Genomic DNA, 13,362 nt, shown 5'->3' on the forward strand with positions numbered 1-13,362 from the left:
CCGAGCATAACCGCCCTGACCGATGCCTGCCTACCGCAGACCCGCGAATCAGACGTTTCCGTCAGTTTTGATAACTGCACGCGTCAGACAATTTCCGATAGCTGATTTCCTCAGGCTTGCCGGTGTTGTCGATGTACTTCATGTCAGCGGTGATGACCTTGCACTCCAGAGTTTGCGGCTCGGTCAGTGACACGACTTTGGCAACGTGCAGCGGCATGCCGTATCGATAGGGCACAGCTGTGGACGTGGCGGATGTGTCGTTGGCCTGAGCCAACCCGGCAAACGCAGAGCAGGCGAGGGCGGTGGTGAGCAGAAGTGAGCGAATGTTCATGGTGGACTCCCGAATGCTTTGGACTCGGCAACAGCGCCGAACCTGCCGCACTGGGCGTCAGCGAAGGGCTGAGGGCGTGCGGTTCAGTAGAGTTTTTGACCGCGGCGTTAAGGGATGGTTAACCGGGGTGAATGCCGGCTGTCGTGTGGGGGGATTGTTTCTGGGCGAGCGCTCGGCAGATTCCTGGCATCAACTGGCCAAAACAGGAACCCGGCTCAAAAACACTTCCAAGCATTGCTGATACATGTCTGCGTCCATCACATCGCTGTGTCGTGGGATGTGGTATGCCTCGCCCTTGCTATCCAGTTTGGCGCAGGCTACGGAACAGAAGTCGGGCGTGATCTTTAGCCGCACTATCTGCGCCCAAGCCAGAGTGCATTGGGTGCTTTTGCCTGTCGTATGGATTAGGGTGAAACCATGGTCGTCAAACTCCAGACGATAAGCACCTTCTGTAGCCTTGAGCTGGGTACGGAGCTTCAATTCGATCAGGCGCTGGCTCGCGCTGCGAAAAGGCATACGCGGCTTCTTGGTACGGTTGGAAGCGATACGGTTGCGTAAACGACCCAGCAGCCGCCCGGAAAAGCGCCACCAGCACAGTCCGAATATCACTGCGAACAGCGCCAAGGAGATGAATTTCTCGGGGCTGAGCTCGCGCGCGGGGAAATAGATCGCCAGTGCGCCGGCACTCAAACCGAGGAAAAACATAAGCGGGGCGAGCAAGCGGTCCTGCTGGTGATTTACATAGCCTGTTACCCGGGCATGCAGTTGATCGTCCTTGAGCATTTCTTGCTCAAGGAGTTTGCCGATGCGCATTTGTGTGTGTTCGGGGGTGATGGTGAATTGCAATTCCATGATGTTGAATCCAGCGTCCATTTTGATGAGGGTAAAGTTTACATGTCTGGTCGGCCCCTAAAAATGGTCTGACCGAATGGTGGGGCGATTTAATCTTCGCCTGTCCAGTACCAAATTGTGTGGTTCGAGTTTGACTCACCGAACTCAGGCATGATTTCACGATGTGAGAAGCGCCGTCTGGAATTGGCTTGTGCCGGGGTGAACCAATAGCCAGTCTTGCTGCACGGTTGCCCCGCATCTATGCGAGCGACCTGAGATGCATTAGATATTGGATGATTTCGGGCATATTCGACCAAGTCTTTTGGATAGACCATATGGTCTATTTTGCTGTCGTCTATGCCGTATAAAAATGCAATGGCCCCTGCTTCGAATGCCCAATATCCTACGCAGTTACCTTCCTCTCCTTGAAGGTGAGTGTCGTGCCAAGAGGCTTGTCTAAAAGCTGAGTACCATTGATTTCTTAAGCAAATTCGAGGCATCTTCTTTTGTTTCTGCATATATCGCTTCAACAAGAGGGGCGTAAACATCGTGGTACCATTGGCCTATATCACTTCTGCCTGGTAAGACTTTGCAGAGCAAGTCCTCGTACAACGTGTCATCACCTGCATAACCTGCATTGTCCGTTAGCCTTACAAAGCGTTTAAGGAGATCTATGCGATGCAAAAGGATGCAAAGGCCTATAACTTGTACGCATTCTTCATATTCGTGTGGCCAGTCGTCAATCGCTAGTGGCGAGATGTCTGGAGCTTGTTCAGATTCTGCTAGCGCTGCTTGACTGACTTCATATTTTTGAATTAGATCCTCCAGTAAGTGGGTAAGAGACGATATATCTTCTCCCGCTGTATATGTCGCAGTTAGTTTTCGAAGTGCGAGGCGCTGAATAAAGCTTGAACGAAGAGTCGCTTCGCCTTTCGGGGAGTCGGATTTGAATTTGGTGGTTTTTAAAAGCTCGCCTGCTTCGTCATGCTCTCTCTTAAGAAGTTTTTATAATGAGCATCGCTGAAGAATTTTTGTCTTTTGATCATGTCTTTATGCCTCAAGTTTAAGTGAATCTAGCTTGAGGTCGGGGCGTGCGCTGACCAGTTCAATGTCGAAACGGAAGGGCTGGTTGAGGGCTTCGCGACCGGTGAAGCTGAGCACTTGCAAGTCGGCGGAAAGCGCCTTCGAGCGTGAGGGTGATGTGGGTTGCGTTGGCGTCCAGCATGCCTTGAATTCCGTCCATTGAATAAGCAGAGGAGGATGCTGCAGGATGAAGCTGCAAGCACAATCTCCCCTGACTGTTCAAATGCTATGCGGTCCGAAGTTGAGCACTGCTCGCTTGGGGAATCATAGCAAGCTGTACCTCGATATTGTTCTCCTTCTTCGCCAACCACCGTTCTACGTTCAGGTCATGTTCCGGTGCTTGAGTTGCAGAGCCGTAGATGTCCTCTGGGGCAATTGTGATACGGCGCAGCCTATTGAGGCGCTGGCAGGACATGTCTACTAGGCCGATTTCTGCCGTCAGTATTCTCGTTTGTTGCGTCAGCTCTCTCCGATCAGAGAGGAGAGAATTCAATTCTGCCGTTTTGGCTTCCAAGCGTGCCCGCATTTCCGCCAGTTCGTAGGAGACCTGATCGTATTCGGTTTTCGTCACCACAGTGCCCCCTTTCTTTTGAGTTTGCTGCCAGCGGCGAAGTGTTGCCCATGCGTTCGGGATGTAGGCCGATGCCATGTAATGGTGAGGCATTTGGAACAATTGTTGGATGAAGGGCGCGCGGACTGGCATGTCACCTAGCTTTTGCAACTGTTTAGTACATGCTGCACCTTCGATGGATTCGCACCCGGGATTCCACAGAATAGAAGATTGCTCACGGCCTTTAAAATGCACTGGCATGAAATGGTGCAGTTCGCCTTGATGCTCGTAGGATGAACCTCCGATCTGCGATATACCGACACCAAAAATCATTGCACCGAAGGGGCCGGAAATGAAACTAATGATAACACCAGGCACCCATATACTTTTCCGGGTGTTCATCCAGAGGGCCGGAACACTTGGGATTGGGTCGTTGTCGTTGACCATGCGGTGGTGGGCCAGTTCGGATGCGCCTTTGACAAAGTCAGCATTACCGGCTCTTGGCGAGCCGTAGGTGTAAAGCAGGATGTCGTATTTTTTCGAGCCTTGTCGCAGCGCTTCGGCGAGCAAAGTTGCAATGGCTCCGCCAAGGCTATGGCCGCAGATGATGACTTTTTGGTCGGTGTGGAAGTTAAAGAGATAAGTATCAATAAATTCGCTCATCGCCTCATAAGCTTGGTAAAAACCTTGGTGAGCTTTACCCACACCCCATCTCACAGGAATCTGCTCTGCATCGGTGTCGCGCACGAAATCGACGAGTTCCAGTGTCCCTCGTATAGAAATAAGGATGATTTCGTCATGGTGCGTGATGAAAGCTTGAGTATTGGTGCCATTGTCAATTTTGCTGTCATCGAAAAAGTGCCATTTTGCGGGATGCTCTTGCTTGGCACCCAGTTCCTGCTTGTTCTGATCGTACAGCGTTGGATCGAAAGGAAGGATTTCGAAGCGTTTTGAATAAGGCACGTCTTCGTAGAGCGGATAGTAGGCGGACGGTTGCTGGGCGTTAATCTTCCAAGATTCTTTGTAACAAGCCATGCCCTCGCCAAACATGTTTCCCACGCTAGGATCGAGAGGGAAACTCACGGTGTCAATTGGCTTTTCAGCTGGTGACTGACCAAAATCGCAGTAGCTCAACGCGGCGAAAAGCGATAGTTGATACAAATTCAGAGCGCTGAATTTGTTGTCTCTCGACAGCATTGGGCGAAATGCTCGCAGAGGGCGAACTTCAAGAACGGTGAGTTTGTTCGGGAGTAGAGCGACACCCCAGAGACTTGAATGCTCTGGACCGAACCCAAGATCGCCCATTACTTTTAACAGGCTTTGGTTGGGAGGGTATTTGGCTTTTGACTCCCTAGGCAGATGCGCGCTTTTTTCGACTAGGTGGCTTACTTCAACGTGAAAGAACTGATCTGCTGTGGCTTTTGCAGGATTGTTTTCAACTCGTAAACCATCCTTACGGACAAAACGTGTTTTTTCGGCCCGTACTTGCAACTCGCTAATTCTCAGCGGATAACTCTGTCTTGTCATCAACCAGTTATATTCCGCCTCTTCCCCGGTGTAAGGTTGATCGACCGTCAGGACTACTGGTCCTTCGTAATGGTTCAGTACCTCACCAAAGCCTGTCGCGTCCAGTGTGCCTTCATAGCGCTGCTCGACACTGTCAGTAACGACATACTTCAGCCCTGCGTAGGGCTTGCCATTTCCAGTCTCATCAACTAGCCGGAAACTTACTTTTGTGCCTCTGAGCGGACACGGTTCTTTGCCACCCTTGAGCAACGGTTGCTCTGCCTTTTTTGCCGTCATAAATGAATTTCCTTATTCGGTACAGGTCGGGTAGATGGTGCAATCGCGTCCGTCGGGCATTTTGAATGGTTTGAAATCGGTAGTATTGCCGCGACAGAATGCATACGCGTCCTCCAGATTCTTGCCCATGCATCTCTTCCACCCATTGGGAAATTTAACCCAGTTGTCCCCGACAGCTGGCTTTTCCTCACTAGAAAGTGAGAAGGAGACTGTCAAAGTCTTTCCTCCCAATTGCGAGCGCTGCAAAGGCCCCTTTGCAACAGAGCCATTAGCTTGCTCCGGAGTTTCCAGTGGAGTGCATTTCAATATTTTTACGATAACTCGGTCAGGTCCCATTGTACGGAAGGACCATGCGCACTCTCTTCGCAAAGTTAATGGTGTAGGAAGCCCTGCGTGATCAGCCGTGCCTTCCTGGAACGCGACTCCAGTGTAATCCCGACCTACATCATCAAATCCCGCAGCAAATTTTGCATAAACCTCATAATCAAAATTATCCAATACCAGTGGACAACCTTCTTCCACATTAGTCAGCGGAACTTCAAATGTTGCGGTCTGGGCCTTTTCACTACGTTCCTGCTTGAAGAATTTGAACCCGGGATGTTCGCGCCCTTTCTTTACCGGGACACTGCACGTCTCGCCGAGCCGTGGAACATACTGCGCCTCAACCATTATCTGAAACCCTGGCGGAAGCTCAGTAACCAAAGTAAAACTGTCCTGTTGAGCAACAGAACATGCGGTAACTCCAATCGTGCCCAACCCGATCATCAAGCTGCGAGCAAGTCCATTGAAAGCTTTGCGGTAACGCATTTGGTTGTCCTTTGTTTTGCGGGTTGTTGCTTCGAGCGAACGACGCTCAAGAAGCCCTGCTTTAACTGCGCCCGAGGTTGTCGGATATCACCGCAAAAACTCGCTCACAGCGCCCGAAATGTTGCTCCGGTGTTTCTCCGGGCAGCGGTTGCCACGCCACATCCTCTGCGCACTTGGGATCGAGGCGCAGGGTCAGCATGAACTCGCGTTGCTCCGGTGTGTTCCATTGCCAGGATTCGAGCAGATCGATCTGCTCTTCCAGCCATTCGAGGATGTTGCGGGTTTGCGAAAGTTCTGCGGCAGTTTCTGCGTGATTTACCAGCAACCAGCGTTTCAAGTTTGCCTGCAGGATTTCCCGCGAACGCTCCGGCGGTGTCGGGACTTGTAGCCAAGGCGCAGGATTCGGCACCGTATACATCCCCGGCTTGGTGTTGTTTACGCTTTTCCACTGATCCTCGTCCCAATACATCACGCTGCTGAGCGGCCCGAGCAATAGAGGCCAATCGGTCTCTTTCAGAATGCCCAGGCAGCGCGCGAGAACGCGGTTGTCCTGGAAGCGAAACAGCGAGCGGTCGCCGTCTTCGTCGATCACCATACGCGCGATCCAGTGTTGGGTCAGGCTGTCGAGGTCAGCCTTGTCCATGCTGCCGATCCAGCCCCAGTTGCGTTGCGGGTCGTCCAGTAATTTGCGGAAAGCTTCGTCACCCGGGTTGTGCAGTTCGGTCAGCCAGGGGCTGATGGACGCGAACTGCGCGAATTCGGTGCGGCGATAGAGCTGTACCGAGCGCTTCATCACGCCAGCGCTGTACAGCGAAGTGACCGGGTTAGGCTCGGCGAGGCTGTCGAGGGCGAGGATCAGCACACGGTTCAGGCGTGCCTGTTCGCCCAGCCAGTTGTTGAGGGCGTCGCTCATGCTGTGGCTCCCAGATCACATTTACCTTCGCGGCACGCTTCACAGATCGGGCAGCGAATGTCGCCTGCTTTACGGGCTGCTTTGGCCAAAGCCATCTGCACGGCAGCCGGGACGAGCAGAGCGCCGGCCTTGTCTTTGGCGGCCGCCCACGGGATGACCGGGGCGAGGATGCCGATCCCGGTGCCAGCGCCCGGCGCACCACCGGTGTTCACTTTCACCTCAGCCCCGCTGATGGTCACGCCACCCGCATCAACCTTCACGAAACTCCCGCCAGCCTTGGCCGTCAGTTCCATCCCGCCTTCGACGACGACTTTCTCGCCAGCGTGGTAGTGGATTTCCGTCCCGGCCTCGACGAACTGCCCGGTGCCCACCTTCACATGCTGAGTCACGCCAACCGTCAGGTGATCATCCGCGCGCATTTCGCTCTTGCGATCGAGATAGGTGATGCGGTGTTCTTCGACTTTGAATTCGCTGAGAACATTGGCCTCGACCGTGTCGTGCCGCTCGTTGCCGACGCGGATTTTCTGGTCGTGCTCGATGTTTTCGTCCCAGTCGCGTTGGGCGTGGATGTAGATTTGCTCGACGCCTTTTTTGTCTTCGATGCGAAATTCGTTGTAGCCCTTGCCGCCCGGGGAGCTGAGGGTTTTGAAGGTGCTGCGGGTTTTGTTCGCCGGCAGGTCGTAGGGGACGACGTTTTCCTTGTGGTACAGGCAGCCGGTGACCAATGGCTGGTCGGGGTCGCCTTCGAGGAAGGTGACGAGGACTTCCATGCCGACGCGCGGGATGGCGATGCCGCCGTAGGCGCTGCCGGCCCAGCCGCTGGCGACGCGCATCCAGCAGGTGGTCTGGTCGTTGGACTGGCCGTCGCGATCCCAGAAGAACTGGACCTTGATGCGGCCGTACTGGTCGCAGTGGATTTCTTCGCCGGGCGGGCCGGTGACGACGGCGGTCTGGCTGCCGAGGACTTTGGGTTTCGGGTGTTCGAGGGCAGGGCGGAAGTGCGCGTCCCACGGCGTGGCGAGGAAGCTGTTGCGGTAGCCCTGATGGAAATCGCTTTTGTTGTCGGTGACGTCGCTGGTGACGTTTTCGCCGAGCACTTGCGGCTGTTTGCCTTCGTGAACGATTTCCAGCAACAGCCACATATCATTCCACTCGGCGCGCGGGTGTTCGGCGAGGGTCAGGAAATGGCCGCTGGTGAGGGTCGGCTCGTCGCCTTTGCCTTCGGCCAGTTTGTAGTCGCTGCGATGACGTTCCAGGGCCCGGGTCGAGAGGAATTTGCCGCGCTCGCGGGTGGTGAAGCGACCGGGGTAGTCGTAGTCCTCAAGATCCGGGGCGAACTCGGATTTGGCTGCGCCTTCGGGCAGGATCTTTGGTTTCTCGAAATCGTAATCGCGGCGGCTGACGCGGGTGGTGCGGGTTTCCAGGCGCAGGTTGAAGCGCTTGATCACCGGTTTGTCGGCGGTCATGCCCGAGTCTTGCTGGTAGTTGACCGCTTTCAGTTTGCGGAACACCGTCTGGTCATCGCCGAACACCAGTTTGTGTCCGCTGCTGCTGTGCTGGAAGTGGAAGTGAATGCCTTCTTCTTCACACAGACGCTGGATGAAATGCAGGTCGGATTCGTCGTACTGCACGCAGTACTCACGTTGCGGGTATTCGGCGCTGAGCTGAAAGCTGTAGGCGTCGGCCAGAATCCCGCGATCTTCCAGAACCTTGGCGATGATCTTCGGCACGGTTAACTGCTGGAAAATCTGCTGGTCATGGTTGTGACGCAGGTAGGCGAGTTGCGGCACCAGACTGATGCTGTAGCGGGTCAGGGTCTTGCCGGAATCACCTTGCTCGATGCGGTACACCAGACCATGAATCTTGCCCTCACCAGTAGCGCCGAACGTCAGGCAGCCAGGTTTGTGCAGGAGTTCTTCGAGCTTGAGGTCGGGGCGTGCGCTGACCAGTTCAATGTCGAAACGGAAGGGCTGGTTGAGGGCTTCGCGACCGGTGAAGCTGAGCACTTGCAGGTCGGCAGAGGCGCCTTCGAGCGTGAGGGTGATGTGGGTTGCGTTGGCGTCCAGCATGCCTTGAATTCCGTCCATTGAATAAGCAGGGTGTCGATGTTGCAGGAATAGCCGATCTCGTACAACCCGAAAATACCGTAGGCAATACCCGCCGGGGCTATAGGGAAATCCCTTAGGACAGATGTTTCGCACAATGAATTCGGGTGTTCGCCTACAAACCAGCAACGCTGATGCACTGTCTCAGGCCCTTCGAATAGCGAAGAACAATCAGTCAGTTTCAGACTAAAGTCGCCTGTAGCACGTCAAAGCCATCTGCCATCATCGCTTTTCACCCCCGCGTTTCACTTCCTCCCGGCGTATGTCGATCCGGATCGGAAGCTTTTTTTTGGCGATCTGCGCGTGGCGCAATCGCTGTTCTGTTGGAGTTTTTCATGCGTCCCCCATTTGCCCTCATCACCCCGCGTCCGTCATTGGGCTTCGGAGCCTTGCTGCTGTGCGCCGGTTTTACCGCGCAGGCACAGGCCAGCGGATTTATTGAAGACACCACGGCGAAAATCGAATCGCGCACGGTGTATTTCAACCGCGATTTCCGTGACGGGCACACGTCGAATGATCAGGGCGCGTCCAAGCGTGAAGAGTCGGCTCAGGGCTTCATCTTCAACCTGCAATCGGGTTACACCGAAGGCACGGTCGGTTTCGGCATCGATGCGCTGGGCATGCTCGGTTTCAAACTCGACTCCAGCGCCGACAGCAGCAACAGCGGGCTGCTGCCGTCCAGCGGCGACAGCCCGCGCGGCTCGAAGGATCAATACGCCAAGCTCGGCTTGACGGCTAAAGTGAAAGTCTCGGATACAGTGCTGAAGTACGGCGCACTGTTGCCGGATCTGCCGCTGCTCAAATACAACGACGGTCGTTTGCTGCCAACCATGTTCAATGGCGCAATGCTGACGTCGAAGGACGTGAAGGATTTGACCTTCATGGCTGCGCGCCTGGACAAGTACACCGCGCGCGATTCCACCGATTCGCAAGACCTGCGCGTGCACTGCAAGAACAAGCGCTATGCCTGTAACACCACCGCCGATCATTTCGACATGTACGGATTCGACTACAAGATCAACGACCGCCTGACCGGCCAGTATCACTACGCCGAACTGGAAGACATCTACCGTCAGCACTTCGTTGGTCTGCTGGCCAACCAGCCGCTGGGCAACGGCGTGTTGAAAGCCGATGTGCGCTTGCTCAAGAGTGCCGACAGCGGCGCGGCTCGGGCGGGTTCGATTGATAACCGCGCGTTGAGCAGCCTGTTGTCTTACGCAGTCAGCGGTCATACCTTCAGCGCCGGTTGGCAGCGCATGAACGGTGACAACTCGATGCCATATCTTGATGGCAGCAATCCGTACCTGGTCAACTATGTGCAGGTGAATGACTTCGCCGCCGCCCAGGAACGCTCGTGGCAGTTGCGTTATGACTATGACTTCAAGGCAATCGGCATTAACGGTTTGAGCTTCCTGACGCGTTATGTGAATGGTGATCACATCAAGGTGCCGGGCAGTGATCAGGAAGGTAAAGAGTGGGAACGCGACAGCGAATTGAAGTACGTGGTGCAGAGCGGCACGTTCAAGGATGTGAGTCTGCGTTTGCGTAATGCGACGTACCGGACCAACTACGAGAAGTTTGCCCGGGATGTGGATGAGACCCGGCTGATTGTGAGTTACAACTTCTCAGTCCTGTAATTTGTAGTGTCTGGGGGACCGCCATCGCGGGCAAGCCCGCTCCCACAGTGACCGCGTCGTGCACACCATTCGTGAACACCACTGAACCTGTGGGAGCGGGCTTGCCCGCGATGGCGGTCGTTCAGGCGCCGCCTGCTACAGCCAATGCCAGAACCGGCTCCAGAACCCGCGATTCAGGTCGTTCTTGCACCCGGCATATTGGCGGGCATAAACGTCCGAGCGGTTTTGGACTTTGCGCGCAGTCGGCATCAACCAGGCCTTGGCGGCGTAGGTCTTTTGACGATAGCCGCCCCAGCCCTCGTGGTAGTTCAGGTATTGGTTATAGGCGTCGTACTTGTACACGCCGTTGATCGACGTGGTCTTGTCCATGTACCAGCCGACAAAGTCGATGGCGTCGTCGAAGTCTTCGCGATCAGCGCCGCTGCGTCCGGTGCTTTTCTGGTAGTCGGCCCACACTTCATCCTTGGCCTGAGCATAGCCCGAGGCAGTCGAGACGCGGCCCCACGGGATCACCCACAACAGGTATTTGCGCGGCGTCTTGGCGTCGTAGCGGTAGCCTGACTCTTGATACATGATCGCGAACGGCACCTGTATCGGTACGCCCCAGCGCTTTTGCGTGACTTGCGCGGCGTCGTACCAATCGCCTTTTTCGCGGAAGATTTCGCAAATGTCTTCAGGCGAACGCGGCGGCGAGGTGCCGCATCCGCTCAGCACTGCCGCCAATGTTAAAAGTCCAACCATCCGCCCTGAATTCAAAAGCTGTCATCCCGTCATGCGCGTAAAAAGGGCGGCAGTTTACTCGGTCAGGTCAGTTGGTGGCGATAAGGCAAATCCGGACCGGTTTTGCTGCAGGTCAGCGCGGCGGCTTGCACTGCAAATTGAAGCATCGCGTCGATCTGTTCGCGACCCAGCCCTTGCACGCCCTCGACTGAATCCAGTCTTTGCTCGGTCAGCCACGTAATCAACGCGGCCTGGAAGGTATCACCCGCGCCGACCGTATCGGCAATCTGTACCGAACAGGCTGGCACCGACCATGAACCATGGGCTCGACTGAACACAGTCGCACCCTCGCCACCACGGGTGAGGAATACCACTTGGCAACGGTGTTCGAGCCAGCCTTCGATCACGCGCTGCGGATCCTGCTCCGGGTAGAGCAGGCTCAAGTCCTCGTCGCTGACTTTGATCAGATCCGCCAGCTGCACCAGCGTGGCAATGCGTTCGCGCCACAGGTCGATGTTCGGCTCGGGATTGAGGCGCACGTTGGGGTCGAGGCTGATCAGGCGGTTGCCGCTTTCACGTTTGACCAGTGCGAGCAGGGTGTCGGCAATCGGCTGCACCACCAGCGAAAACGATCCAATGTGCAGACCGCGCACTTCAGGGCCGAGCGCCGGCAGATGCGCCTCACTCAATTGGCGATCAGCGCAGCCTTCACCACGGAAGCTGTAGTGCGGCGAACCATTGGCCCCGACTGCAACCATAGCCAGCGTGGTCGGCGCGGCAAAATCCACTAGATAGTCCGGACGTACGCCTTCTTCTTGCAACACTTGCCGCAAACGCCGGCCGAGGTAATCGGTGGACAGCCCGGCGAACAGCGCCGAATCCACGCCCAAGCGGCGCAATCCCACCGCGACGTTGAACGGCGAGCCGCCGGCAATCGCCTTGAAATTGACTTTCGAGGCCAGGCCGCTGGCATCGTCTTCGCTGAAAAAATCAAACAGGGCTTCGCCACACACCAGGTACATAGTTGTTTGCTCTTTATAGGGTTGCGACATGCTGTTGATAGCGTTCATAGACCTGCTGAAACGCCGCGACATGCGCAGCAATCGGCAGGGTTTCACTGCTCAAATCGAGTTTCACGCAGCGCTGGCACAGGTCTGCCAACGTATGTTCGTGACCGTTCGACCATGACGTGCACCACGCGGCCTGAATCGCCGCACCGAGGGCCGCGGCTTCGCTTTGTTGGGTGCAGATGACCGGGGTGTTCATGATGTCGGCGACGATCTGCCGCCACACTGCGCTCTTCGAGCCGCCGCCGATTAAACAAATGCTGCGGCTTTGTAAACCATTCTGGCGCAACAGATCCAGTCCATAACGCAAGCCGAAGGTTGTGCCTTCGACCACGGCACGGCACAGATTGGCCTGGGTCAGGTTGCTGCTGGTCAGGCCATGCAGGCTGCCCGTGGCGTGGGGCAGGGCGGGCACGCGTTCGCCGTTGAGGAACGGCAACATGCTCACGCCTTCGGCGCCAATCGGCGCTTGTTCGACCAGCGCGTTGAACTGACCGAGATCGAGGTCGAACAGCTCGCGGATAGCGCCGGTGGCATTGGTCAGGTTCATGGTGCAGATCAGCGGCAGCCAGCCGCCGCTGGAGGAGCAGAAGGTCGCGACCGACGCGTCCGGACTGACCTTCGGCACGTCAGAGTAGGCGTACACGGTGCCGGACGAACCGAGGCTCATGGTGATCGCGCCCGGCTGGATATTGCCGGTGCCGATGGCGCCCATCATGTTGTCGCCGCCGCCGCTTGAGACCAGCGCGTGGGGGTTGATGCCCAAGTGTTCGGCAATCGCTGGCAGGATGGTACCGACGGGTTGATGGGCGTCGATCAGCTCCGGCAACGCGGATTGCAGGCGCCCCGTCGAGTCGATGTCGCGCAGCAGTTGCAAGTCCCACTGACGAGTGCGCACGTTGAAATAACCGGTGCCGGAAGCATCGCCGTACTCGCTGCAACAGCGCCCGGTGAGCCAGAAATTCAGGTAGTCGTGGGGCAGCAGAATGCGAGCGATGCGCGAGAAAACTGCCGGGTGTTGCTCTTTGGTCCAGAGCAGTTTGGACACGGTGTAGCCGGGGGCGATGACTACGCCTAGGCGTTCGAGCGAACCGGTTTCGCCGCCCAGATGGGTGAGCAGACGATCATTTTCTGCGCTGGTTTCGGTGTCACACCAGAGCTTGGCCGGGCGTAGAACCTGGCCTTGGTCGTCGAGCAATACCAGACCGTGTTGCTGGCCGGACACGCCGATGCCGAGGATTGCCTGGCCGTCCATGTGTGCGTCGAGCAGCGCCTGGCGAGTGGCGAGGGTGAACGCTTGCAGCCATTGAGCGGTGTCCTGTTCGCGCCGGCCGTTGGCGGCGCTGATCATCGTGTGCGGCGCGGCGCCCTGGCCGAGGACTTCGCCGCTGGAGGCGTCGAGGATGACGGCTTTGGTGCCTTGGGTGCCGCAGTCGATGCCGAGGAAGAGTTGTTGGGTGGTCATGGTGTGAGCCTGTGGAATTTGCGGTGAAGATCAATAACGTTACCCCCTCA

Annotated in this window: 12 protein-coding genes and 1 pseudogene; 1 reads left to right on the forward strand and 12 read right to left on the reverse strand. The window is 56.3% G+C overall.

What is annotated here, in order from left to right:
- Positions 1 to 61: 61 nt before the first annotated feature.
- The 9 genes and pseudogenes from ACOI8A_RS22135 to ACOI8A_RS22175 form a co-directional block, all read right to left on the reverse strand.
- A complete protein-coding gene (locus tag ACOI8A_RS22135; protein WP_420649817.1) occupies positions 62 to 331 on the reverse strand; it encodes a DUF2790 domain-containing protein in 270 nt (89 codons plus the stop codon).
- Positions 332 to 520: 189 nt separating this feature from the next.
- Entirely contained in the window at positions 521 to 1,183 is a 663-nt protein-coding gene (locus ACOI8A_RS22140; RefSeq protein WP_420649816.1) for a hypothetical protein, read from the reverse strand.
- Positions 1,184 to 1,272: 89 nt separating this feature from the next.
- Positions 1,273 to 1,710 (reverse strand): PoNe immunity protein domain-containing protein, encoded by a 438-nt coding sequence (locus ACOI8A_RS22145; RefSeq protein WP_420651455.1) that lies wholly within the window; start codon positions 1,708 to 1,710, stop codon positions 1,273 to 1,275.
- Positions 1,619 to 2,065, reverse strand: coding sequence for a PoNe immunity protein domain-containing protein (locus ACOI8A_RS22150; RefSeq protein ID WP_420651459.1), 447 nt, complete (start codon positions 2,063 to 2,065; stop codon positions 1,619 to 1,621). The genes ACOI8A_RS22145 and ACOI8A_RS22150 overlap by 92 nt, the downstream gene beginning before the upstream one ends.
- 162 nt (positions 2,066 to 2,227) lie before the next feature.
- A pseudogene (locus ACOI8A_RS22155) lies at positions 2,228 to 2,387 on the reverse strand (type VI secretion system tip protein VgrG); the annotation flags it as partial.
- Positions 2,388 to 2,471: 84 nt separating this feature from the next.
- Positions 2,472 to 4,598 carry a lipase family protein gene (locus ACOI8A_RS22160; protein ID WP_420649815.1) on the reverse strand — a complete coding sequence of 709 codons (2,127 nt, stop codon included), beginning with the start codon at positions 4,596 to 4,598 and terminating at the stop codon, positions 2,472 to 2,474.
- A gap of 12 nt (positions 4,599 to 4,610) precedes the next feature.
- The gene (locus ACOI8A_RS22165; protein WP_420649814.1) at positions 4,611 to 5,405 is read right to left on the reverse strand and encodes a hypothetical protein; all 795 of its coding nucleotides are present in this window, start codon (positions 5,403 to 5,405) and stop codon (positions 4,611 to 4,613) included.
- Positions 5,406 to 5,466: 61 nt separating this feature from the next.
- Entirely contained in the window at positions 5,467 to 6,318 is an 852-nt protein-coding gene (locus tag ACOI8A_RS22170) for a DUF4123 domain-containing protein (RefSeq protein ID WP_420649813.1), read from the reverse strand.
- Complete coding sequence (locus ACOI8A_RS22175; RefSeq protein ID WP_420651456.1) at positions 6,315 to 8,387, reverse strand: type VI secretion system tip protein VgrG; 2,073 nt, start codon at positions 8,385 to 8,387, stop codon at positions 6,315 to 6,317. Before ACOI8A_RS22175 ends, ACOI8A_RS22170 begins: the two co-directional genes overlap by 4 nt.
- Before the next feature lie 371 nt (positions 8,388 to 8,758).
- Between ACOI8A_RS22175 and ACOI8A_RS22180 the strand changes: the two genes are divergently transcribed.
- Positions 8,759 to 10,060: an OprD family porin gene (locus tag ACOI8A_RS22180; RefSeq protein WP_420649811.1), complete on the forward strand. Its 1,302-nt coding sequence runs from the start codon at positions 8,759 to 8,761 to the stop codon at positions 10,058 to 10,060.
- A gap of 135 nt (positions 10,061 to 10,195) precedes the next feature.
- On the opposite strand, the gene ACOI8A_RS22185 is transcribed toward ACOI8A_RS22180, so the two are convergent.
- From ACOI8A_RS22185 to xylB, 3 genes are all read right to left on the reverse strand, one after another.
- A complete protein-coding gene (locus ACOI8A_RS22185; protein ID WP_420649810.1) occupies positions 10,196 to 10,801 on the reverse strand; it encodes a hypothetical protein in 606 nt (201 codons plus the stop codon).
- Between the two features lie 62 nt (positions 10,802 to 10,863).
- Positions 10,864 to 11,802: a carbohydrate kinase family protein gene (locus tag ACOI8A_RS22190; protein ID WP_420649809.1), complete on the reverse strand. Its 939-nt coding sequence runs from the start codon at positions 11,800 to 11,802 to the stop codon at positions 10,864 to 10,866.
- Between the two features lie 13 nt (positions 11,803 to 11,815).
- The gene (gene xylB, locus ACOI8A_RS22195; RefSeq protein WP_420649808.1) at positions 11,816 to 13,312 is read right to left on the reverse strand and encodes a xylulokinase; all 1,497 of its coding nucleotides are present in this window, start codon (positions 13,310 to 13,312) and stop codon (positions 11,816 to 11,818) included.
- Positions 13,313 to 13,362 lie beyond the last annotated feature (50 nt).

It is taken from the genome of Pseudomonas sp. P4795 (genome assembly GCF_048822895.1).
Lineage (GTDB): Bacteria > Pseudomonadota > Gammaproteobacteria > Pseudomonadales > Pseudomonadaceae > Aquipseudomonas.